Origin of the sequence: Infirmifilum sp. NZ, assembly GCF_022693705.1 — an archaeon.
Taxonomy (GTDB): Archaea; Thermoproteota; Thermoprotei; order Thermofilales; family Thermofilaceae; genus Thermofilum.
Genome location: NZ_CP094288.1, coordinates 668,716 through 687,295, shown reverse-complemented (window position 1 = coordinate 687,295; position 18,580 = coordinate 668,716). Strand labels below are relative to the sequence as shown.

Here is an 18,580-nt window from a genome sequence, read left to right as displayed (position 1 = left end):
AGTCCATCCGGAGTGCTCCTAGCTGTTCACTACCTATACCAGCGCAAAGTTAAAATACTTTATTCTCTCTACCTATTAACGATCGGCATGAAAGCCAAGCTAGCACTCGTAATGCTACTGCTGATGACCTTCTCACTGCTACTGCCGCTCCTGCAAGCACAGCCCCAAGGCCCATGGGTCGACGAAGTCTACTTCTTCGCTGAGAAAGACTACGCCAAAGTCGTGGACATGCTGAGCAAGGGCGACATGCACATCTACTTCAGCGACATGCAGGTTGACCCGACGCTTCTGCAGAGGATAAAAAGCGATCCAAACCTAGCAATGGATTACTCATATGGTTTTTACACCGATCTGACATTCAACCCTGTCGGCCCTGAGTTTCCGGGCACTGGCAAGCTGAACCCCTTCAGCGACCCGAAGATACGGGAGGCGATGAACTGGCTCATCGACAGGAATCACATCGCGAACGAGATCTTCGGCGGCTTAGCGAGGCCTATACTATTACCGCTCTTCCCAGGCTTCCCAGAGTATCAGAGAATCGCGGATACTATGAAGATGCTGGAATCGCAGTACAGCTACGACTTCGATAAGGCTAAGACGGTGATCTTCGAGGAGATGGCGAAGCTCGGCGCAACCTACCAGGACGGGAAGTGGTACTATAAGGGCGAGCCGGTCGAGATAATTTTCCTCATACGAACCGAGGACGCGAGGAAGCAGATCGGGGACTACGTGGCCGACCAACTCGAGAAACTAGGCTTCACGGTTACTAGGAAGTACGGCACCAGCAGGGACCTCTCACCCCTGTGGAGGGGGAGCAACCCCGCTGACGGCAAGTGGCACATCTACACTGGCGGTTGGAGCAACTCGATTATAGCCCGCGACCAGGCGTCCGACTTCGGCTTCTTCTACACCCCGCTCGGCGCTGGGGGACCACTGTGGTCCGCCTACAAGCCCGATCCTGAGTTCTACGAAGTGTGCCAAAGGCTTTGGAATAGCCAGTACAGTTCTGCTGAAGAGAGAAATTCGCTCATGTCTAAGGCGGCGGAGCTCGCTTTGAAGGATTCTGTCAGAGTCTGGGTAGTCCAGCAGAAATCCCCCTGGCTTCGCAGAAAGGAGGTCGATGTGGCTGTAGACCTAAGCAGTGGTTATGATAACTACCTCTGGCCATTAACCCTGCGCTTCGTCAACAAAACGGGAGGAGCTGTAAAAGCTGGCATGCGCGAGGTACTCGTGGACCCATGGAACCCAATCCCCGCTGGCGCAGCTGGCCAAACGAACTGGCTGTATGACATGGTGTTGCAGTATGCAGTGAGAGATTATGCTTTCCGCTATGATCCGCAAAGCGGGTTGCCTATTCCTATCAGAGTGGTCAGCGCTGAGGTTTACGCAGTTAAAGGCTTGCCCACTCAATCCAGCAGTAGCTGGCTGAAGCTGTCCTTCGTCGACAAGGTCGAAGTGCCCGCTGACGCGTGGTGGGGCTACGACGTGAAAGCTGGGAAAGTGGTGACAGCTGGAGAGGCTGGGGTAAGGTACGCTCAGGTAAAGATCGTTGTGAACTACGGTGACGTGCTGGGCAAGGTAACATACCATGACGGGACAACGATGAGCTTGGCAGACTGGCTCGTCGGCTGGCCACTCACCTTTGCAAGGGCCGATAACAGTAGCCCGCTTTACGACGAGTCTTACGTGCCCGTCTTTGATTCATGGAGGCAAGTGTTCCAAGGGTGGAGGATTGCCAGCCAGAGCCCGCTGGTGATCGAGTACTACGTCAACTACACTTTGCTCGACGCGGAGCTAATAGTGGATTCTTTTGCAGATTGGCCGGCCTACCCGTGGCACATGGTGGCGATAGGGATTAGGGCTGAGGAGAAGGGACTATTAGCTTTTGGCTCGGATAAGGCGTCTGCGAAGAATGTTGAGTGGATGAACTACATCGGCGGGCCTAGTCTCGAGGTGCTCTCGAAAATGCTTGACGAAGCGCAAGCCGAGGGCTACATACCCTTCAAGGAATTCCTCTCCAAGTACGTAAGCGCTGACGACGCTAAAGCCAGGTACTCTGCCCTCAAAAGCTGGTATCAGGCTCACGGTCACTTCTGGGTTTCCAACGGGCCTTTCTACCTCGACAAGGTTGATTACAACGCTCACATCGCTGTTCTGTCTAGGACTAAGCCAGCCGCGCCTGCTACAAGTAATGTCCTCATCATCAGTGTAATAATCGTTCTGGTCATAATATTCGTGTTAGTACTGTTCCTAGTCTTCAGGAGAAGGAAGCGCGAAGAGCATAAAGAACAGGGAACTGAAGTAAAGAGCTAAATCTATTAATTTTAAAATTAATTTTTTTAATATATTTTTTCAATAAGTATGATGCTCCAATGATTTGAATGTTTAGATAGTAAGGCTTTTAAGTAATTGGATGAGAGTAAGTTGAGTAGAATGTACGCTGGCTTCGTTAAATTCGTCCTAAAGAGGTTCATAGTACTTTACCTTACAGTAGTCATAGCTGTCTATGCTACAATCCTCGTCGCTAATATGGGTGGTAAAGTCGACGAGATAGTGATAGGTGATATAAGGATGTCCGTTGCACAGATGGTCAACCAGAACCCGCTGTATAAGGGCCTTCCAGGTGACCAGAGGGCTAAGTTAATCGAGGAGATGGTGCAACAAGAAATAAAGAGGAGGGGTTTAGATACTCCATTCTATGTGAGGAGCCTGATTTACCTCAAAGACGCTCTGACCCTCGACCTAGGCAGAGCCCTCGTTTTAAGGAGTGACTCAGGCTCGATGTACGTGAAGAACATTATACTCGAAAGACTGCCGAACACTGTGATGCTATTCACGACAGTGACGGTGATAAACTTCTTCCTCCACCTGTTCATTGGCCTCTACCTGTCTAGGCACTACGGTAGCCTGCTTGACAAGATTTCTGTGGCCCTTGCTCCGACATCGGTCATTCCCGGCTGGTTTTACGGGATCTTCCTGATCCTGATATTCTACTCTTGGCTTCACGTCCTGCCACCCGGCGGCCTGGTGGACGTCCCACCCCCGGACAACCCTGTTGACTACGCGCTGAGCGTCTTGAAGCACATGATCCTCCCGATGCTGTCGTGGATTATCTCCGGCTTCTTCCTCGGGATATACAGCAACAGGACTTTCTTCCTGATATTCTCGACTGAGGACTATGTCGAGGCAGCCAAGGCTAAGGGCCTTCCTCCAAGGATGATAGAGACGAGATATATCCTTCGACCCACGTTACCACCCATCGTGACAAACTTTGCCCTCAGTTTAGTTGGATCGTGGGGTGGAGCGATTATTACGGAGACGGTGTTCAACTGGCCGGGCTTAGGCCTCGTCACTTACAACGCGATATCCTCGTTCGACACGCCGGTTATCGTGGGGATAACAGTGATCTACGCATACCTTCTGATGATCACCGTTCTCGTCTTAGATATAATATATGCTTGGCTCGACCCACGAATAAAAATCCAGTTCAGGTGATGGCGCCTTGAGCTCAGCAAAGGGTTTTGCAGGCGCGGTGAAGAGCGTTCTCCAAGAGCTTTTATCCTACAAGTCAGGTGTGGTAGGTCTTCTACTCCTCGGCTTTTTAGTTGCCCTTTCTATCTACGCCGTTACCACTATACCGATGGAAAAAGCTATCGCCATGTGGCGTAGCGGGGGGACAATGTGGCTTGAAAATCCAAGGCTCGCCCCCCCTGAGTGGATACAGTTCTTTGTCGGAAAAAATCTCCCCAAAACCATGGTCTTTAATTCAGTGAACAAAACTTCAATCATCGTAGGAGACGGGGTTAAGAAAATTCACATCGAGTTTGTTTTCTACTACCCCTACGACGACTTTCCATCAGAACTCAACATGTTCTTTACTGCCAACTTTTCTCGCCAATTAGGAACGCCGAAAATAAACATCCTATGGATTAAACCCAGCGGAGATGAAGTTAACGTAACAAGTTTTTCCACATACTCATCGACGTTCTCTTTCTACTTTGTCACCGATCCCGTAACAGAGGCTTTTACTTCCTATATTAGGCAACGATATGGCATCGAGCCCAGCTACATGATAACTAACATGCAACTTCTTTTCGGCAAGTTCACTCCAGAGTCCCTCAGAGCGGGGAGGATGAGCGTTGAAAAGGGAGTGTACAAAGCGATAGTAGACGCTACGCTCTTCGGCCAGGACTCTGACCTCGACTGCAAGATGGTTGTCTACGGAACAGTGTACGGGATAGCGGGGACCGATCACCTGCGCAGGCCACTCGAAATAGCCCTGCTCTGGGGTGCTCCGATCGCGCTGGCATTCGGGCTGACAGCATCCCTCGTCACGACCTTCGCCGAGATGATCATAGCCACGATCAGCGGCTACTACGGAGGGGTGCTCGACAGCATCATCCAGAGAGTGACTGAGATCTACATGGTGCTGCCGTTCCTGCCGTTCCTGATCTTAATCTCGGTGTTCTACGGCTTGAACATATGGACCTTGCTCGCGGTGATCATAGTCCTCAGCATTTTCGGCCCCGGGATTAAGTCGACGAGGGCGCTGGTAATGCAGATAAAGGAGTACCCCTACGTGGAGGCCGCGAAGACCTACGGCGCCTCCAACATGCGGATAATCTTCATGTACATAATACCCAAGATCCTGCCACCCATCGTGCCCGGCCTTATCGCAGCAGTTCCGAGCTACGTCTTTCTCGAGGCCGCCCTGGCTTTCCTCGGGCTCGGCGACCCGTCACTCCCCACGTGGGGCAAGGTCATCAACGACGCGTTCGAGAACGGGGCGCTGTACAAGGGATACTTCTACTGGGTGCTCGAGCCCTCAGCCCTGCTCGTGGTCACAGGGCTCGCGTTCGCCCTCTTGGGCTTCGCGCTCGACAGGATAGTTAACCCAAGGCTCCGGGAAATGTAGGTGGTTTGGATGCCGAGCACTGTTTTAAGCATTAGGGATCTGTACTTGTACTACAGGACGCGGAAGGGCACGGTTAAGGCTGTTGACGGAGTCAGCTTCGAGCTGGGAAAAGGGGAGACCCTAGCTATAGTCGGCGAGTCCGGCTGTGGGAAAACCTCGCTGGCCAGGGCCATAATCAGGCTGCTTCCTAGAAACGTTGAGAGGTTCGACGGCACTGTCAACCTTAACGGCGTGGACGTGATGAAGCTGAGCGAGGAGGAGTTCAGGAAGAGGGTGAGGTGGCAGAAGATCTCCTACGTCTTCCAGGGCTCCCAGAACGCGCTCAACCCCGTTTTAAAGGTGGGTTTCCAGATCGCCGAGCCGCTGATGGTTCACAAGGGCTTAAGCAGGGAGGAGGCGCTCGCGGAGGCCAAGAGATACCTAAGGCTCGTGGGAATCCACGAGAGCTTCCTCGACAGGTACCCCTTCGAGCTCAGCGGCGGTATGCGGCAGCGAGCCGTCATCGCGATGGCCCTCGTCACAAACCCGGACGTGGTCATACTGGATGAGCCGACATCCGCGCTCGACGTTATCACGCAGGCAAACATAATGAACCTGCTCAAGAGGATAAAGCAGGAGATGGGTCTCAGCTACATCTTCATCACGCACGACGTGCCCTTGACGAGCGAGCTCGCGGACCGCGTTGCGGTGATGTACGCCGGCCAGATCGTAGAGCTCGCTGACGCTGACACCTTTTACCTCTCCCCGCGCCACCCGTACTCCGAGAAGCTGATGGCGAGCGTCCCAACGCTGAGGACCGATAAGAAGCTGGAGTTCATACCCGGGGCTCCTCCAAGCCTCATAAACCCGCCCCCGGGATGCAGGTTCCATCCGCGATGCCCCTTCGCATACGAGAGGTGTCTGCGTGAGGAGCCCCCACCCTACGCTCTCGGCGGCTCCTCTTACGTTAAATGTTGGTTGTACCATGAGGGTAAGAGGTGAGGGAAGTGGGTGAAGACAGGGTGTTGCTGAGGGCTCAGGATCTGAGAATGTGGTTCGAGATACGTAGAGGTATGTTCGCGGAGCCGGTCCCCCTGAAAGCCGTTGACGGTGTAACCTTTGACCTTGGCGTCGGCGAGGCGGTGTCCGTTGTCGGCGAGTCTGGGAGTGGAAAAACAACGCTTGGAAAAACCATCCTGCGCCTCTACAAGCCAACCGGAGGGAAACTCGTCTTCAAGGGCCGCGACATCACCAATCTTGACGAGAAGGAGCTGATGTGGTACAAGAGGGAGACTGGCCTCGTGCAGCAGGACCCGTACGGGGCGATGCCGTCCTTCATGACGATCTTCAGGATCCTCGAGGAGCCCCTCATAATACACAAAATCGGTAGCAAGGAGGAGAGAAGGGAAATGGTATTCAAGGCTCTGGAGGAGGTTAGGCTCACACCAGTCGAGGACTTCGCCTTCAAGTACCCGCACATGCTCAGCGGAGGGCAGTTACAGAGAGTTGCTATCGCGAGAGCGCTTATCCTCAAGCCCAGCTTGGTTGTAGCAGACGAGCCTGTATCGATGCTCGACGCATCGGTGAGAGTGGAGATCCTCACGCTCATGAGGGAGCTGCAGGAGAAGAGGAACATCAGCTTCATCTACATCACCCACGACCTCTCAACAACGAGGTACTTCAGCGAGCAGATCTTCATAATGTACGCTGGCCACCTCATCGAGCGCGGGCCAACAAAGACGCTTCTCCGAAACCCCCTGCACCCGTACACGCGTGCGCTCTTGGCCGCTATCCCGGACCCCGACCCGGAGAACAGGAAGCGCTTCCGGGAGGTGCCTGCCGGCGAGCCGCCAAGCCTCATAAACCCGCCCCCTGGTTGCAGGTTTGCTCCTAGGTGCCCCTTCGCGACGGAGAAGTGTAGGCGTGAGGAGCCGCCCGAATTCGAGGCTGAGCCAGGGCACTTCGTTAAGTGCTGGCTTTACGCAGGTACCTCCTAGTTTATTTTGACTCCGTACTTCTCCTCGAAAATCTCAATTATCCTTCTCCCATCCCCCAGCATGTCGTGGTCATTGTTGAAAAATATGTAGGCTCTCTCGGGCTTTGACTCCACGATTTTTCCCGCGACCTCAAGTAGCTCCTCGTCGAGGTACCCGTAGTTGTACCAGGTCAGCCGCCCGTGCATCCTGACGTACACGGTTCCACAGATATTCACTACCCCGATCTCCGGCAACCCCTCGAAGAGAGGCGAGTCGGGTGTCACGAAGTAAATGTGGTTATCCATGAAGAAGGAAACAGCCTGCTCGCTGAACCACGAGAGGTGTCTGGGCTCGACAGCAATCTTATCGCACAGCCCAGAGAAGCGCCTCAGCCTTTCCTTCATCTCTCCGGTGAACGAGGCGCTGGGTGGGAGCTGGAACAAGTAGAAGTCTATCCTCTCCTCGAGCGGTACGAATGCTTCGCGGAACTTCTCCCACAGAGGTACCGCCTTCTCGTTCAGCCTCCTTATGTGCGTTATACTCCTGTGGACCTTCACGGCCCAGCGCAGTTTTCCCGACTCCTCCAGCCACTTCGCCACCATGCTTCGCTTCGGAAAGCTGTAAAAGCTCATGTTGAGCTCGATCGCGTTAAAACCCGAGTTTTGCGCGTACCATGCGAGGCCGTCAGGGTTCCAATCGTAAACCCACCCCGACGTCCCCACGTAGAGCTTTAGGCCCATCAATAGACAATCTTTGCTCGGGTATTTCAACGTTCTCTGAAAGGCCTCGTAACAGTTAATTATGCTTAACGTGTTTGAAAGTCGTGAACAGTATGGGTGCTTCAAGGAAACTATCGTCCTTAATCCTTATCTCCCTAGCACTGGCAACTGCATTTTTCGCCAAGCTTGGCTATGGCCAAAGCCTGCTTTTCTTCGGCAGAGTGACAGACACTCAGCTGAACCCCATAAAGGGGGCGGAAGTAGCTGTATTCAGCAATAACCTCCTCGTGACCTCGGTCACCACGGACAAAGACGGCAACTTTAACCTGAGGATTCCTGCAGGCACATACGTCCTCAGAGTCTACCTCAAGGGCTACGCCCCACGGCAGATACTCCTCGTCGCCACACAGGAGAAGGCTGGAAGCTTAGGCACGATAGTGCTCGAACCAGCGATCTCAATCTACGCCGAAACAACGCAGCTAACGGTTTACCAGGGAGACTTCCTAAACTTTACGATCCGGGTTTCGAATAAGGGGTTAGACCCGCTGACCGTCTACTTCAAGCTCGAGAAGCCTGAATCATGGGTCGGGTACATCGCTCTCAGCGGGGGGCTCCGCGTGGATAACATTGTCGTCGACGCGGGGGCTGAGCGGGCAGTTTTCCTCAACCTAAGGGTCCCCCTGAACGCCAGCGGCGAGGTCAGAATCAGCCTTGAGGCGAGCTGGAGCAACCTCACGAGTGTGTTGCCGTTCGTTTTCACGGTTCAGCCAAAGAAGTGGAATATCGTTGAGTTCCCCGCAGTAAGTATAGGCGCCTACCCTGGAGCCCAGCTGAGGATCCCCATGCAAGTCACTAACCCGTTTTCGGTGGACATGGATTTCCTGCTATCAGCCTCCGTCCCCCAAGGGTGGGTCGCAACGATAATCGACGCGAACAGCCTAAGTGTCTCAGCTCTGGCTCTGCCGCCGCGTGCATCAAAGCAGCTTTTCCTTATTCTTTACGTGCCTCCCGGGGCAACGGTGGGCAAGTACCCTGTGTATGTTTACGCCGACTCCGCTGGCAGCCGCTACATAGCACAGCTCGAGGTCTCCGTCGAGAGCCGGTTCGACCTTCTTAACTTGACTTTGACCTCAACAAGGCTCAACTTGACGGGAGGCACGTCCAGCTCTGTTCCGGTGATCGTGAGGAATGACGGAAACATGCCAACAGTAGTTCTGCTTAAGGCCGTAACTAGCACACCCGAGCTACGTCTCACCTTCTCGGTCTCGGGGCAGCCTGGAGGCTCCTTCTACCTGTTGCCGGGCGAGACCAGGCAGGTGAACCTGCTGATTGACGCCTTACAGTACATTACACCGGGAACGTACGAGGTGAGGATCTATGCAAACGGCACCACGAGCTCAGCGGAAAAGGTCCTTCTCGTGGAGGTAACCGGGGTTAGACGCGCAGAGGTCGTGAACTCCAACTTCCTGGTGGTAGCCACACCCGGCTCAGTAGCCCTTTACAGGATATACGTCAACAACACGGGCACTTACCAGCTAAACTCTGTAACTCTAAGGGTAGACAACGCGCCTCACAACTTCAAAGTATCTATTCAGCCCGACAAGCTGACGCTCCTCCCAGGGGAGACCGGCTACTTCGAGATCCAAGTCTTTGTACCCAGCGATGCCAGTGAGAGCGTCTACAACCTCCAGTTCACAGTCGAGGCCGACGGCGTCTCCACCACCCGTATCCTCTTGCTCTGGGTTCGGTACGAAACCGGCTTAAGCTTCATAGTTCTTATGGGCTCATTGGTCTTTGTGAGCTTTCTCCTAGTCTTCTACGGCAGGAGGAAATTCGTGCCGGGAGCGTAAATGGACGTGGCGAATCTTGCTCTGATCTACTTGCTGGGCGTTGAAACCGCATTCACGCCGTGCTTTCTCCCAGTCCTGCCTGTTTTCATAAACTTCGTCGCTGGCTTCGGGAGAGAGCGAGCCTTCCTAACAAGCGTGCTCTTCGTTACGGGTTCGACTGCAAGCCTCATGCTCTACAGCTTGCTGGCCGCTTACGGGAGTAGCTTTGTGAGACCCTTCCTACAAGCGGGCTTAGCGCCACTTACAGTCGGCGTGGGTCTGCTCCTCGTAAGCTTGGGAGTCGTTTTACTTACCCCTGAGCGGAGAATCTTCTCGATGTTACCCTCTGTCCAACCACGCTTCAGGAAGATCTCCATGCTTAACGCGCTCGTGCTGGGTTTTACTTTCACGCTGGTGGCTGCCCCGTGCGCGGCGACATTCTTAGTGGCAGCTTTCTCGCTCGTCTGGCTCGGGTCCATGAACAGCCAAAGTGAGGCAATCCTCACCGCGCTGGTTTACGCGGGAGGCGTTAATACGCCGTTCCTGCTTCTAGGGCTCCTCACAGGGAAAGCGAGCGAGAAGCTTGCGCGAAGTCCCGTGGTGAGGCACAACGAAACCATATCCGGCTTCATCATGATCCTGCTTGGAGCGCTGACGGTCGTCAGCGTGGAGAATTACGACCTCTACTCGCAGTACGTAGCCCAGGCTCTGGCTCCCTACTTAGCGCTTCTTTCGCTGCTGTCTGGCATTTTCTATGCGAGAGCCGCACTGCGACTTGGTGCGAAGATTAACTCTCTGCCTCCAATGCTTCTCGGCACTGGTATACTGCTCCTGGGCATTTCGGACACAGCGCCCCTCTTCGGGTTCCTACCGCATGTTGAGATTGCGGGGGCGGTTCTGTCTCTCGCCTCCCGGATTCTTATCGCGGCAGGCGGTTTAATGCTAGCCAAACCCGTCCTCCTATCGGTTCTCCCCCTAGCGCCCCTAACGAGCACCACTCTCGTGCTGGATTCGCTGATGCTGTTCTCCTGGATTGCTGGACCTGGGCGCCGCGACAGGGATCACCTCTTTGCGGCTCTCTTTCTCATGATTCACCTGATTATGGATGCTGTGCCGGTGGCTGTGGAGCTCCCGCCGGTAGCCATACTCTTGCTGCAGCCGGTTTCCTACCTAAGCTTACTTGTGCCAGCTATGAAGCTCTCGCGCGTGTTAACGGGGTTACGCCTGCTTGAGGAGGTTTAGGAGCAGCTTGACCAGCTTTTTCTCCGGGTTAAGCTTGTAGTAAGGAACGGGGCTTGAGTCCACAACCTTAAGGAAGCCTTTCTGGGAGAGCCATTCAAGGATAGGTCGCGCTCTCGAGATGTTCACAACTTCTTTCTCAACCGCGTAGGCGTTGAATGACTGTGATGGATCCTCCAGGTATTTTCTAACGAAGAACATGAAAACCCTGAGGTATCCCTGCGACCTCCTCGGGACTAACGAGGCTAATTCCTCCTCGATCTCCTCAAAAGCCGAAGAGCTCCTTTCTGCGTGCATACAAGACCTCCAGGATAGACCTTTTTGCATCCCGATCATCGACGCTGGTTAACCTTGCAGCGAGGTCCCGCTCACCTACGCAAACTTCGAGCCACCTTGCAAAATCGCCTCTTCGAAGGTGGAAGCGCGCGCTCTCCTCAGGTGCTTTCTCGAGAGCTTCGATTAGTGAAAAAACGTTCCACGCGACGTGGCCCGTGGGCTTACCCTCAGTGAGGTGGAAGATGAACTCGCAGCCCGTCTTAACGCGCCTCATCCAGACGTACCTGAGCCTCGCTTCGCTGTTCTCCTGGAGGCTGGATCGAACTCGCGCCTCTAGATCCGATATAGCGTCGGAGTAGCACATGTATGCATGGAAAGGTGTCTCGAAGGGGCTAAAGTACGAGTGCACGTCCCCGGGTCCCCCTCCCTTCGTCGACATGTAGTAGAAGTGGTCGCTTGTGGAGAGGAGCCTCCAGAGCCTCAGCAACCGCTCGCCTCTCAGCGCCTTGATCTGCAACCAGAGGTTTGAGTGCCTCTCAAATGCGTAGTCCTGCATGAAGTTGCCTAGCCAAGCGCTAAGGTCTCTTTCAAGATCGGCCCAGGATATGGTCTGTCCCTCTGGGACATCGATCTCGTCGCGCGGTGGTACCTTTTCAGCGACCTCAGAGGGCGTGGAAAACTGGAGGTGATCCCACTTCAAGACTTCGCCGGGCAGCCAGCGGAGAAACTCGAAGATTCCTGTCTCTGCCGGGAAGTGTTCCCCGAAGGTCTCATAGTCTATCGCGATGACGATCACGTCGCCGGGTGTAGCGGCAAGCCACGCTGAGTACTTGTCAGCTGTGAGCGGGTACTCGCTCCACCACCTGCTAGCGAACCTGAAGCCTATGTCGTCTGAGAGCCTGTAGTTCCTCATGAGAACGCGAATGCCTGCGCCCTTTGCCCTGTAGACATAGTTAGGGCTTCTCCACATTAGTACCCTCTCAACGCCCTCCGTTAGCACAGCCTTGTAGCCAAGCCTATCGAAAACCCTCCCGATGTAGTTGTTGTAAATGAACTCCGTGTTTTCAACAGAGGTTGGAGTCACGCCGAAGTAGGCTCGAATCTTCTCGCTGTGCATCTTCAGCTGGTCTATGAACTCCTCCTCGGAGACGAGGAAGCTCAGGCTGTGAAAGTACGTCTGGTCTAAGAACTCGACTAGACCCGTGTCAGCTAGCTGCTTGAAGCTGTCAAGCAAGTCGGGGAACCACCTCTCGGCCTGCTCGAGGAGAACCCCCGAGATACTGTACGCAACCTTGAACTTCTTTCCGTGGTCCTTAAAGTGGTCTATCTGCTGAAGAATCACAGAGTTTGCTGGAAGGTAGCACCTCTTCGCAACCCTCTCCAAAACCTCCCGGTTGAGTCCTTGGTCGAAGTATATGTCCTCAAGTTCGTCCAGGTCGAGCCTCCCGCGGGCTACTGCGGCCTCAGTGAGCTTCCAGGGGATGTTACGTGCAACGCGGTAAGGTTGATGAACCTCAAAAACGAATACTATGTGCTTTATCCTCGAACACCGTGATGAAAACTATGCAGGAAGCATAAATACTTATTTTGATTCACCCTCTACTCCGGTAGCGTTCAACGGCCTTACTTATAGCTTGGAGTGCTTTTTCCCGTCCATGCCAGGCTTTGACTTTTACCCACTTCCCGGGCTCTAACTCCTTGTAGTGCTCGAAGAAGTGCTTAACCCTGCTCTTGACCCCCTCGTCTATGTCGTCAACGTCCCTTATCTTGCTGAACCTGTTATCTATCTTCTCGTGCGGCACCGCCACAACCTTGCTATCTGGCCCTGCCTCATCCTCCATTTCGAGCAAAGCAACAGGCCTGGCTCGGACAACGCTTCCCGGCACGAATGCATCGAAGCTTAAGAGAACGACGTCCACAGGGTCCCCGTCTTCCTCAAGCGTGGAAGGTATGAACCCGTAGTTAAACGGGTACACCATTGACGTGAACAGAACCCTGTCCACGAAAACGGCCCCTGTCTCCTTGTCGACCTCGTACTTGACATTGCTGTGCATCGGAATCTCAATCACCACGTAGATGTCTTCAGGAGGGTTTTTACCGGGAGGTAGCGTCTTCATACATCTTACGAACTCAGCACCGGAGTATATATCTGCTACTCTATGCTTAGACCCGATGGGAGGCTTCACTCAGCTTTAAGCACCGTGCCTATCGCCCTAGTCCTCGAGTCTCTGAGTATGAACCTCTCACCCTCCTCGACGTACCACGCCTTTGCCATGAACCTTAGTTTCACCAGCCCAGAGTCTCCAGTCCGCATGGGTTCAACCTCCATCCACGTGAATTCGACAGGTGTTCTAATAGAGTGGATGTGCAGAACGGTCTGGTACCCTACCTTGATCGTGGTCGGGTGCCTAAGTATGAGCACATCGGCAACGATCGCTCTCGACGCGTGGAGAGGGGTCTCCGAGAGGGCGAGGCCCTTCTCGACTTCCTCAGCTGTGAAGTCCGTTATGGCTAGCGTTGCCTCCTCGCCAGCTCTGGCCATCGATGAGGGTACGCGGTTTACGTGGATAGACTTAACCCTGGTTCTCCTCCACTTGCCGTCGCGCGTCGGTCCAAGGTAGTAGAAGGCGTTCTCGCGGACTATGCCTCTCTCGATGGCAACGGCTATTACGGTTCCGACGCCTCTCACGTTGTAGATGTCGGTGACGTAGGCGAGGAGGGGCTTTCTCTCCAGCTCTACCCACCTCTTCCTGGGTGGCAGGATGTTGATGAACTCGGTGAGGAGCTCCAAGCCGGCGCCTGTGGTGTTTGAGAGCCTGAAGATGGGGATAACGCGGCCTGAGGGCATCAGGGGGGCGATGTCGTAAACTTCCTTCAAGCTCTTAACGACAACAGGCTTCTTGTCAAGCCTCCTCAGAATCTCACAGGTTTCCTCTAGGTACTGTCTCTCCACCTCAGGGCTAACAATGTCTACTTTAGTAAACACCACGAAAACCGGTATATGGAGAGCTGCGCATATTCCCAAGTGCTCACGGCCCATCACCTGCAAGCCAGTGTTACTAGCGACAACGAGCATAGCATAGTCAGGGTACTTAGACATCACGCCTCGTAGGGCCGTCCTCAAGTACCTTTCATGACCCCCCACGTCGACCAGCGATACGACTTTTTTCGCCGAGAGATAGATTTGGGCCTCGTCGAGCGGATTTGGGAGGTTCCAGTTGACAGGCCTCCCGTGCATGTCGAATCCCAGTATCCTGACGGCGACGGAGGAGGTCCTCCCAGTGATAATCTCGTGAGAAAACCTTGCAACCCTGCGCATGTTGCTCCCCCTGCCGTCGTCGAGAACACCTGTACAGAGAGTGCCCACGGTCGTACTCTTACCAGCGTCAACGTTCCCCAAGACGACTATATTCACCTGAGCTGGAGGGTTCTCCTCGCGCGAGAGCCTCACCAGCACTCTGAGTAGCGACCTACCGGATATTGTCCTCCTGTCAAGTATCCTTATGCTAGCGCCTATCCGGCTAGCGGCGTCAGCGAGGTTCTTTATCGTTTCCTTTTCCTCCTCCTCTGAGAGGCCTCGAACCGTGCCGTCGTCGTTTAGCCCCAGAACGTAGATCGCCTCACCGCCCCCCTCGAAGAGCCGGTACTTCATCTGCGATGCGAGTCTCTCCAGCCTCTCGTCATCTACTTTGGTCAGCACCGACTTGTACTCAACTGGACCGGTCTCGTCCTCCTCGGGGTACGCCACGCCTTATCGTCAGATGATTAACGGGGACGCCCTATTATTTGTAACTCCAAAGAGTAAAGACTTTTTAGCACCCATCGCTTGCTTACCAAAAAGTAGTATGCTGTTCGCGAGAGTGTACATTGGAACCTCGGGTTGGGACTACGAAGATTGGATAGGTCCCTTCTACAGCCGGGAGACAGGGCTCTTCAGCCAGTACGCTAGGGTCTTTAACACCGCTGAAGTTAACTCTACTTTTTACGCGCTCCCAACGAGCAGGTTCCTGGAAAATCTCTTTCGAGTGTCTCCAAGGAACTTCGTTTTTTCGCTAAAAATGTACAAGGGGATCACGCATAAAAAGCTTCTCAACCCCAAGCTTGCAGAGCAGGAGCTGGAGCTCTTCTTCAAGTCCCTAGAGCCTGTTCGAACTACGGGGAAGCTAGGAGCGATCCTGATACAGCTCCCCCCAAGAGGGGTGGAAGAGATCCCCTGGTTCCGCGACTTCCTAGAAGCGTTGCCCAAAGGCTACCGCTATGCTGTCGAGTTCCGGGACACCAGCTGGCTCAGGGAGGAGACTTACAGGACTCTATCGGACCTTGGCATCGCCTACACTATAGTAGATGAGCCGCTGTTACCTCCAGAAATCGTGGTAACATCGGACTTCTCCTACGTGAGGTGGCACGGCCGCGGTGAAAGACCATGGTACTACTACCACTACACGATTGAGGAGCTGAGGGAATGGGTGCCCAGGCTTCAGAAGCTTGCTGAAAACACTAGGTTGCTGCTCGGGTACTTCAATAACCACTTCAGGGGGTTCGCGCCCCACAACGCCCTGCAGATGCTGGCCCTGCTCGGCATGCTGGATAGGGAGAGGAGAGAGATGCTCGAGCGCATGGATAAGTACTTCTCCTCAGCGCCTAGAAATGAACTTGAGAGGGCTCAGAGGGCTGTTGCTTCAGGAGACCTAGAGACAATCCTCAAGGTGTTAGCCGGCGAGAAGAGGTTTGCCAGAGGCCTTGAAATCGACGACCGCGAGGTTGCGTTTGAGGTGCTCGGGGACAGCGTGAAGGGCAGGGTGAAGAACTATGTCATAGACATCGACATCAAGGGCAAGCGGATCTACCATGACTGCGAAGACTGGAAGAAGCAGGTGGAAAGCAAGAGGTTTTGCAAACACATGGTGAAGCTCTTCCTGAAAATGCCGCGAGAAGTAGCAGTAAAGCTCCTAGTGGACATAGTCTCTAATGTCGACGAGTGGGAATTCGCGGCAGGCACCTCGGAATAGGGAGAACAAGCGAGCAGTCCTCGGAAGCTAGCCTCAGGTAGTCCCCCCTCCAGTACAGGAAGGCCGTGTAGGCAGCTGTAACAGCGTCGAGTGCATCACCGGTTAACCTTCCAATTGGGAGCTTTACCCCAAGTGCTCTTAGACCGCGCTCTAGACCGGTTAGAGACCTCTTGCTCCTAGGGAGGCAAAGGACATCCTGGCTACCACCTGGATAAACCTCAAGAATGCTGAGGCCAGCTTCCTCCAGTAGCGAGCGAAGCCTCATCCCTCGGAGTGTCAGGCTCAGCATGGAAGGCATTGTTGGAGGGAAGAACCTGATGCCGAGGGAGATTAGTACTTTCTCGCATCCACGGATCCCGCTCTTGGATGGCAGGCTTAGTGGTGCATCAATGCCCGTATACATCGGCCTCGCGCTAGAAAGAGCTTCACGTATCTCCTCGTCTGTTGACAGCCCAAAAACTTTGGCTGTAAGGTTCTCGTCGAGTAAAGCCACATAGGTGGGCTTCTTCTCCGAAGAGGAGAGGTCCACGCCTGCGAACCACATAGCCTACTTAGGAAGCGTTACACCGCGCTGTCCCTGGTACTTACCCTTGTAAACCACGGGAGGCCCCTCTATCCTGTAAAAGGCAACGTGCGCGAACCTCATTCCCTTCTTGAGGACTATAGGGAACGCCCCGCCGTGGATCTCTATCGTGAGTTCTCCCTCAAATCCAGCGTCTATAAGCGTCGGGGGTATCGAGACGCCGAGTCTCGCGAAAGTGCTGCGAACGCCGATAAGCCCAGCCACGTCTTCAGGCATTTTAACGTACTCGAGGGTTGTGACGAGGACTTTCATGTATGGCTGTAAAACGAATGTGTCAGCCTTAAAGACCTTGTAGTAGTCCGAGATATTGACCTCTTTAAGCCTGTCAGGGTCGAGAGGCTCTGGATTATTCAGCAGGACTGCAACCTCCTCACCTATCCTAAGGTCGACGCCGTTCTCCCGCACGATCTCTTCTGAAAAAGGCTCGATGACAAGCTTACCCTCTTTTATCAGACGCCTGATCTCGGCTCCCGAGAGCATGATCATAAAAACCCCAAGCGGCTTTTTTCCCTATCGTTTAGCTTTAGCGTACTCGCAAATATCTCTGAGAGGGCACACCTCGCACCTGGGGTTTCTAGCTTTGCAGATTTCTCGCCCCAATTTGATTAAAAGCAGGTGCGCCTCCAGCCTCCTTTCAGGCCTAAAGACCTTGTGTAGGTCTATCTTTATTCGAGAGTACGCGTTTGACCGCGTAAGCCCCAGCCTCCGCGCTACCCTCTTAACGTGTGTGTCGACAGGGACTACTGGGAAGCCAGTATTAGCCAGAAGAACATCTATGGTTTTATCTCCGATGCCCTTTATCTTGCTTAGCTCTTCCCTCACCTCCTCCTCACCCTTCTGCAGCATGCGCTCAAGACTCCCTCCGTAGTTTTCGACCAAGAGCTTTGAGAGCGAGACGATCGCCTCAGCCTTCTGCTGCTGGAGGCCCGCAGGGGATATCACTCGGGCAAGTTCCTCGACGTCAACCTTAGAGAGTGTAAGAGGGCTGACCCCAACCTCTTCCTCGAGTCTTTGAAGAGCTCTAAAGGTGTTCTTCTCCGTTGTGTTCTGGGATAGTATCGTAGCTATGAGCACCTTGAAGGGGTTCTTCTCTTGAGCGGCTTTGAGAGCGGCAAACTCATCACTGCTTATCCTAAGTTCTCTGCCGAGCCTGCGGAGTATAAGGTCACCTAACTCGTAGCTTTCATGCACGTTGCTAGGTTAAGGTGAAAGCGTTAAAAGTGCGTTGTTTCGGAGACACACTTGTGAAGCTCAGCCTACTGATCGCAAACGATGACGGCATCAGCACTGGTCTAAGGGCACTTGCCGACGCGGCTGCCGAAAGAGGCCACGACGTGTTTATCGCGACGACAAGCAACCACTCTAGCGGAGCCAGTAAATCTATCTCCTTTAAAGCTAGGTACAGGCTCACCAGGCTCTTCGACAAGTACGATGCCCTGGTTGCGGACTCGACTCCGGCAACAGCTGTCGGCATAGCCCTTGACTCTCTCGGCAGGAAATTCGATTTCGTGGTTAGCGGCGTGAACAGCGGCCCCAACATCGGCTTGTGGGATGTCCTATCCTCAGGAACCGTGGGGGCTGTGCTAGAGGGGGTTACACGTGGTTACAAGGGGATCGCTGTTTCGCTAGTTGCTAGGGACTGGTCTGAGTACCAGAGCCTAGGGTGTGAGGCCTACTATACTGCTGCAAGGTTAGCCATCAATTTACTCGAGCTTCTCGCCGATGAACCATGGGAAGCCTCACTGCTTAACTTGAATGTCCCAACGTGGACTCTAAGAGGAGTTAAAGTCGCGACACTTGAAACCGCTCCCCAATCCGAGGTGTATAGTTGTCGGGAAGGGCTCTGTGATATGAGCAGGTGGACGTTGGAGAGCGCCTATAGGTGCGCTACACCGAACAGCGACGTATGCCTTATCAAACAGGGTTTTGCCACGTTGACCCCTCTTACCTTCGCTGCGACAGGCCCGATGGACTGGCTTGTGAAAAAGCTGGGAAAAACGGGAAGTTGCTTTTAGCTGGAGCATTTAGCCTCTAGCTTTTTGAGCCTTGCCGAAT

The 18,580-nt window shown here is 54.0% G+C and carries 17 protein-coding genes; 9 read left to right on the top strand and 8 right to left on the bottom strand.

What is annotated here, in order from left to right:
• The first annotated feature begins 12 nt into the window (after window positions 1–12).
• From MOV14_RS03655 to MOV14_RS03635, 5 genes are all read left to right on the top strand, one after another.
• Entirely contained in the window at window positions 13–2,313 is a 2,301-nt protein-coding gene (locus MOV14_RS03655; RefSeq protein WP_318537880.1) for an ABC transporter substrate-binding protein, read from the top strand.
• A gap of 96 nt (window positions 2,314–2,409) precedes the next feature.
• Complete coding sequence (locus MOV14_RS03650; protein ID WP_318537879.1) at window positions 2,410–3,495, top strand: ABC transporter permease; 1,086 nt, start codon at window positions 2,410–2,412, stop codon at window positions 3,493–3,495.
• A 7-nt stretch (window positions 3,496–3,502) separates the two neighbouring features.
• Entirely contained in the window at window positions 3,503–4,915 is a 1,413-nt protein-coding gene (locus tag MOV14_RS03645) for an ABC transporter permease (RefSeq protein ID WP_318537878.1), read from the top strand.
• 9 nt (window positions 4,916–4,924) lie between these two features.
• Complete coding sequence (locus MOV14_RS03640; RefSeq protein ID WP_318537877.1) at window positions 4,925–5,896, top strand: ABC transporter ATP-binding protein; 972 nt, start codon at window positions 4,925–4,927, stop codon at window positions 5,894–5,896.
• 5 nt (window positions 5,897–5,901) lie between these two features.
• Entirely contained in the window at window positions 5,902–6,891 is a 990-nt protein-coding gene (locus tag MOV14_RS03635; protein ID WP_318537876.1) for an ABC transporter ATP-binding protein, read from the top strand.
• Here the strand turns inward: MOV14_RS03635 and MOV14_RS03630 are convergent.
• On the bottom strand, window positions 6,888–7,610 hold the full coding sequence (locus tag MOV14_RS03630; protein WP_318537875.1) for a DUF72 domain-containing protein: 723 nt from the start codon (window positions 7,608–7,610) through the stop codon (window positions 6,888–6,890). The two genes, MOV14_RS03635 and MOV14_RS03630, sit on opposite strands and share 4 nt — an antisense overlap.
• Before the next feature lie 92 nt (window positions 7,611–7,702).
• Between MOV14_RS03630 and MOV14_RS03625 the strand changes: the two genes are divergently transcribed.
• Both MOV14_RS03625 and MOV14_RS03620 read left to right on the top strand, forming a co-directional pair.
• Entirely contained in the window at window positions 7,703–9,439 is a 1,737-nt protein-coding gene (locus MOV14_RS03625; protein ID WP_318537874.1) for an NEW3 domain-containing protein, read from the top strand.
• A complete protein-coding gene (locus MOV14_RS03620; protein WP_318537873.1) occupies window positions 9,440–10,660 on the top strand; it encodes a cytochrome c biogenesis CcdA family protein in 1,221 nt (406 codons plus the stop codon).
• On the opposite strand, the gene MOV14_RS03615 is transcribed toward MOV14_RS03620, so the two are convergent.
• The 4 genes from MOV14_RS03615 to MOV14_RS03600 all read right to left on the bottom strand — a co-directional run bounded on the left by MOV14_RS03615 (window position 10,637) and on the right by MOV14_RS03600 (window position 14,681).
• Window positions 10,637–10,954 (bottom strand): hypothetical protein, encoded by a 318-nt coding sequence (locus MOV14_RS03615; RefSeq protein ID WP_318537872.1) that lies wholly within the window; start codon window positions 10,952–10,954, stop codon window positions 10,637–10,639. The two genes, MOV14_RS03620 and MOV14_RS03615, sit on opposite strands and share 24 nt — an antisense overlap.
• Window positions 10,923–12,464 (bottom strand): alpha-amylase, encoded by a 1,542-nt coding sequence (locus tag MOV14_RS03610; RefSeq protein ID WP_326403760.1) that lies wholly within the window; start codon window positions 12,462–12,464, stop codon window positions 10,923–10,925. Before MOV14_RS03610 ends, MOV14_RS03615 begins: the two co-directional genes overlap by 32 nt.
• 61 nt (window positions 12,465–12,525) lie before the next feature.
• Window positions 12,526–13,050: an inorganic diphosphatase gene (gene ppa, locus MOV14_RS03605; protein ID WP_318537871.1), complete on the bottom strand. Its 525-nt coding sequence runs from the start codon at window positions 13,048–13,050 to the stop codon at window positions 12,526–12,528.
• Between the two features lie 65 nt (window positions 13,051–13,115).
• Complete coding sequence (locus MOV14_RS03600; RefSeq protein WP_318537870.1) at window positions 13,116–14,681, bottom strand: GTP-binding protein; 1,566 nt, start codon at window positions 14,679–14,681, stop codon at window positions 13,116–13,118.
• Window positions 14,682–14,778: 97 nt separating this feature from the next.
• Between MOV14_RS03600 and MOV14_RS03595 the strand changes: the two genes are divergently transcribed.
• On the top strand, window positions 14,779–15,942 hold the full coding sequence (locus tag MOV14_RS03595; protein ID WP_318537869.1) for a DUF72 domain-containing protein: 1,164 nt from the start codon (window positions 14,779–14,781) through the stop codon (window positions 15,940–15,942).
• Here the strand turns inward: MOV14_RS03595 and MOV14_RS03590 are convergent.
• From MOV14_RS03590 to MOV14_RS03580, 3 genes are read right to left on the bottom strand one after another with little or no spacing between them, the layout of a single operon-like run.
• Window positions 15,899–16,471, bottom strand: coding sequence for a DUF429 domain-containing protein (locus tag MOV14_RS03590; protein ID WP_318537868.1), 573 nt, complete (start codon window positions 16,469–16,471; stop codon window positions 15,899–15,901). The two genes, MOV14_RS03595 and MOV14_RS03590, sit on opposite strands and share 44 nt — an antisense overlap.
• Before the next feature lie 18 nt (window positions 16,472–16,489).
• Window positions 16,490–17,008: a dCTP deaminase gene (dcd, locus tag MOV14_RS03585; RefSeq protein WP_442786694.1), complete on the bottom strand. Its 519-nt coding sequence runs from the start codon at window positions 17,006–17,008 to the stop codon at window positions 16,490–16,492.
• A 27-nt stretch (window positions 17,009–17,035) separates the two neighbouring features.
• Complete coding sequence (locus MOV14_RS03580) at window positions 17,036–17,716, bottom strand: endonuclease III domain-containing protein (RefSeq protein WP_318537866.1); 681 nt, start codon at window positions 17,714–17,716, stop codon at window positions 17,036–17,038.
• Window positions 17,717–17,769: 53 nt separating this feature from the next.
• Here MOV14_RS03580 and MOV14_RS03575 point away from each other — a divergent pair, with 53 nt between their 5' ends.
• The gene (locus tag MOV14_RS03575; protein ID WP_318537865.1) at window positions 17,770–18,540 is read left to right on the top strand and encodes a 5'/3'-nucleotidase SurE; all 771 of its coding nucleotides are present in this window, start codon (window positions 17,770–17,772) and stop codon (window positions 18,538–18,540) included.
• The last annotated feature ends 40 nt before the right edge of the window (window positions 18,541–18,580 follow it).

Bases quoted from the DNA above. Each gene is read 5' to 3' on its own strand.
- MOV14_RS03640 (WP_318537877.1), top strand. From the start codon at position 4,925: ATGCCGAGCACTGTTTTAAGCATTAGGGATCTGTACTTGTACTACAGG.
- MOV14_RS03630 (WP_318537875.1), bottom strand. From the start codon at position 7,610: ATGGGCCTAAAGCTCTACGTGGGGACGTCGGGGTGGGTTTACGATTGG.
- MOV14_RS03625 (WP_318537874.1), top strand. From the start codon at position 7,703: ATGGGTGCTTCAAGGAAACTATCGTCCTTAATCCTTATCTCCCTAGCA.
- MOV14_RS03620 (WP_318537873.1), top strand. From the start codon at position 9,440: ATGGACGTGGCGAATCTTGCTCTGATCTACTTGCTGGGCGTTGAAACC.
- MOV14_RS03615 (WP_318537872.1), bottom strand. From the start codon at position 10,954: ATGCACGCAGAAAGGAGCTCTTCGGCTTTTGAGGAGATCGAGGAGGAA.
- ppa (WP_318537871.1), bottom strand. From the start codon at position 13,050: ATGAAGACGCTACCTCCCGGTAAAAACCCTCCTGAAGACATCTACGTG.
- MOV14_RS03595 (WP_318537869.1), top strand. From the start codon at position 14,779: ATGCTGTTCGCGAGAGTGTACATTGGAACCTCGGGTTGGGACTACGAA.